General features: G+C 72.6%; 3 protein-coding genes and 1 pseudogene. All 4 read right to left on the bottom strand.

The annotated features are described in order from the left end of the window. A partial coding sequence (locus ACT6XY_RS22585) for a phytoene/squalene synthase family protein (protein ID WP_444750550.1) occupies nucleotides 1-895 on the bottom strand: 895 nt, incomplete at its 3' end. Then, complete coding sequence (locus tag ACT6XY_RS22590; protein WP_444750551.1) at nucleotides 870-2,399, bottom strand: phytoene desaturase; 1,530 nt, start codon at nucleotides 2,397-2,399, stop codon at nucleotides 870-872. The genes ACT6XY_RS22585 and ACT6XY_RS22590, both read right to left, overlap by 26 nt. After that, complete coding sequence (bchO, locus tag ACT6XY_RS22595; protein WP_444750552.1) at nucleotides 2,396-3,316, bottom strand: alpha/beta fold hydrolase BchO; 921 nt, start codon at nucleotides 3,314-3,316, stop codon at nucleotides 2,396-2,398. Before bchO ends, ACT6XY_RS22590 begins: the two co-directional genes overlap by 4 nt. Further along, nucleotides 3,313-3,531, bottom strand: a pseudogene (bchD, locus tag ACT6XY_RS22600) (magnesium chelatase subunit D); the annotation flags it as partial. The gene bchO and the pseudogene bchD, both read right to left, overlap by 4 nt.

The following is a 3,531-nucleotide window of genomic DNA, read 5'->3' on the forward strand; positions in this document are numbered from 1 at the left end:
CCTCGGCGAGGGCCGCCGCCCCGGCCTCCCGGCCCGCTCGTCCCGAATCCATCACGGCGCGGGCGAGAAGGGCGGCCTTGCGCGCGCGCGGCACCACCGTGCGACCGGACACGCCGTCATGGCCCCGCGCGGCGAGGGCTATGCCGATCTCGGCATAGATGAGCCGGGCCGCATGGATGGCCGGCCGGCACGCCAGCGGCAGATGGGCGATGCCGCTCTCCGAGCGCCGGTAGAGGCGGTCCGCCTCGTCGAGCAGGCGGCGGGTCACGCGCGCGAGCCTCGCGTCATGCCGGGGGTCGCGGAGGAAGGCGGCCGGGTCGATCTCCTCGGCGGCGAGCCAGTCCAGCGGAAGGTAGAGCCGGCCCGCACGGGCGTCCTCGCCGACGTCGCGGGCGATGTTGGTGAGCTGCATGGCGACCCCGAGGTCGCAGGCGCGGGCGAGGACGTCCGGGTGGCGGTTTCCCATCAGCAGGGTCATCAGCGTGCCGACCGTGCCGGCGACCCGCGCGGAATAGGCGACGAGGTCGGAGAGGGTCGCATAGCTGCGCCCCCCCGCATCCCAGGCGAGGCCGTCGAGCAGCGCGTCGAAGACGGCCCGCGGCAGGGCGTGGCCGCGGACGACCACCCCCAGAGCCCGGTCCACCGGATGATCAGCCGGCGCGCCCGCATAGATGCGGTCGAGACGGTCCCCGAGCCTTGCGAGAGCGGCCTGCGGCGCCGTCGACAGGTCGATCGCGTCATCGGCAAGCCGGCAGAAGGCATAGAGGACGGTCGCGGGCTCCCTCACCCGCGGCGGCAGCAGGAGGGACGCTGCGAAGAACGACTTCGACCCCGCCTTCAGCAGGGCGCGGCAGGCGGCGACGTCGTCCCTATCGGGGCGCGAGGGCACTGGCATGGGGAATGACCTCGTCGAGGATCCTGGCCGATGAGAGGACGCCGGGCAGTCCGGCGCCGGGGTGGGTTCCCGCACCGACCAGATAGAGACCGGCGACGTCCTCGGAGCGGTTGTGGGGCCGGAACCAGGCGCTCTGCGTGAGCACCGGCTCAAGGCTGAAGGCGGCGCCGTGGGGCGCGTTCAGCTCATCGCGGAAATGGACGGGCGTCATGATCCGCGAGGTGACGACGTGGTCCCGGAGCCCCGGCAGCATCGTCGCCTCGAGATGCGCCGCGATGCGGGCGCGATAGGCCTCGGCGACCGTCGACCAGTCCTCGCCGCCGGCAAGGTTCGGCACGGGCGAGAGCACGTAGAAGGCGTCGTGGCCGGCCGGCGCCAGGGAGCCGTCGGTGGCCGTCGGGCGATGCAGGTAGAGGCTGAAATCCTCGGCCAGCACCTTCCGCCGGAAGATGTCGTCGAGCAGGCCGCGGTAGCGCGGCCCGAGCAGGATCGTGTGGTGGGGGACGTCGGGATAGGTGCGGTCCGTGCCGAAATACCAGACGAAGAGGCTCATCGACTGGGAGGCGCGGGCGAGCTTCGCCGGGCGCCAGCGCCGCGACGCACCCTCGGGCAGGAGCCGGCCATAGGTCCAGGTGACGTCGGCATTGGAGACGACGACATCGGCGGCGATGGCCTCGCCACCCGCCAGGACCACGCCGGTGGCGCGCCCGTTCGTCACGCTGATGTGCCGGACCTCGGCGCCGAGGCGCACGGTGCCGCCCTGGCTGCGGATCAGGTCGACGAGACCGGACACGAGGCGACCCGTGCCGCCGCGGGCGAAATGGACGCCCCAGCGCCGCTCCAGATGGGCGATCAGCCCGTAGATCGCGCTGGCCGTGAAGGGGTTCCCGCCGACGAAGAGCGGGTGGAAGCTCAGCGCGATGCGCAGGCGCTCATCCTTCACGTAGCGGCTGACGAGGTGGTGCACGGAGCGATGCCCCGACAGGCGGATGAGATCGGGCGCGACGCGGATCATGTCCATCACCGAGCCGAAGGGCACATGGCCGAGCTGCTCGAATCCGATCCGGCAGATCTCCGCGCTCTTCGCCATGAACCGGTCGTAGCCGGCGACGTCACCCGGCGCGATCCGCGCGATATTGGCGCGCATGACGTCCGGATCGCCTGAACAGTCGAGAGAGGAACCGTCGTTGAAGCGCAGCCTGTAGAAGGGCTCAAGCGCCAGCAGGTCCACGTGGTCCTCGCGCCGCTGGCCGCAGAGGGTCCAGAGCTCGTCGAAGAGGAAGGGCGCGGTGACGATGGTGGGGCCGGCGTCGAAGGTGAAGCCGTCCTGCCGGAAGACGCGGGCCCGCCCGCCCGGCTGGTCGAGCTTTTCGAGCACGGAGACCCGGTAGCCGCGGACCGACAGGCGGACCGCCGCGGCGAGGCCGCCGAAGCCCGATCCGATCACCACCGCGTGGGGCCGGCGGTCTTCGATCGGCAGGGGATGGCGGATAGGCGCGGTCATAGGGCTGCGGCTCCGAGCGAGGGTGTCACGTCGGGGCTGGCGGGCAAAGCGCGGTCGATCCAGGCCGCGATGACCGCTGCGACCCGCTCCGGCTGCTCCTCGTGGGCGAGATGGCCGAGGCCCTTCAGCTTCGCGACCTCCCCATGGGCGAGCTTGCGCGCGACGATCACCGCCTCGCTTGCCGGAACCATGCCATCCTCGGTTCCGGCGACCAGGAGAACCGGCAGGGCGAGGCGCGCCATGGCGGCTTCCAGCCCGCGCACCTCCCAGTTCGCCATCATCGAGAGCGCTGCCCCCACATGGGAGGGCGTCGTCGCCAGCCGGTGATAGCGGGCGCGATCCTCGTCCCCGATGTGGGAGCCGGTCTGCCGGAGCAGATCGTCGACGACGGCGGGGTCGCGGGCGCGCCAGGCGAACATGTTCGGCACGATCGGCAGCAGGGCTAGGAGCCGCGCCACGGGCGGAAAGAACCGGCTTGCGAAGCCCTCCAGCGGCCTCAGCGCCCCGTTGAGGCTGACGATCCCACGCGGCGGAGTGGCGCCGTCCAGCGCCATCTGCATGGCGACGGCGGCCCCCGCGGAGTGACCGATGACGATGTCCGGCCTCTGGCCGAGCTCGGCCATCAGGGCCGTTACGGACCGCGCCATGGCCGGCAGCGACAGGGCGAGGCCGTCCGGCACCCGCGTGAAGGCATGGCCCGGAAGGTCCGGCGCGATCACCGTGAAGCGCGCGGCGAGAAGCGGTGCGAGTCCGCGCCAGGAATGGGTGGAGGCGCCGGTGCCGTGCAGCAGGAGGGCCACGGGGCCGGCGCCCGAGACCTGGACGTGCCAGTCGATCCCGCCCGCCCGGACGAAGCGGCTGTTGGCATGACCGGGCCAGGTCGCCCCGTCGCGTCGCCAGTCGAGCGCCTTCCTCATGGCCGCACCGCCATCAGTTGGCCCGCGCCAGCCTGGACGGCCCCGCAGAGCGTCGCGGCGTCGGCATGGGGAAGGGGCAGGTACAGCGCCCCCATGGTGGTGGCGAGCGCCCGCGCCTGCGGCTCGGGGCGGCTGGAACTGTCGATGACGAGGGCCCGGATGCGGTGGGCGCCAACCTCCCGCGCCGCGCTGAGCGCGTCGGCGGTGGCGCGCGC

It is taken from the genome of Phreatobacter sp. (genome assembly GCF_052440005.1).
Taxonomy (GTDB): Bacteria; Pseudomonadota; Alphaproteobacteria; order Rhizobiales; family Phreatobacteraceae; genus Phreatobacter.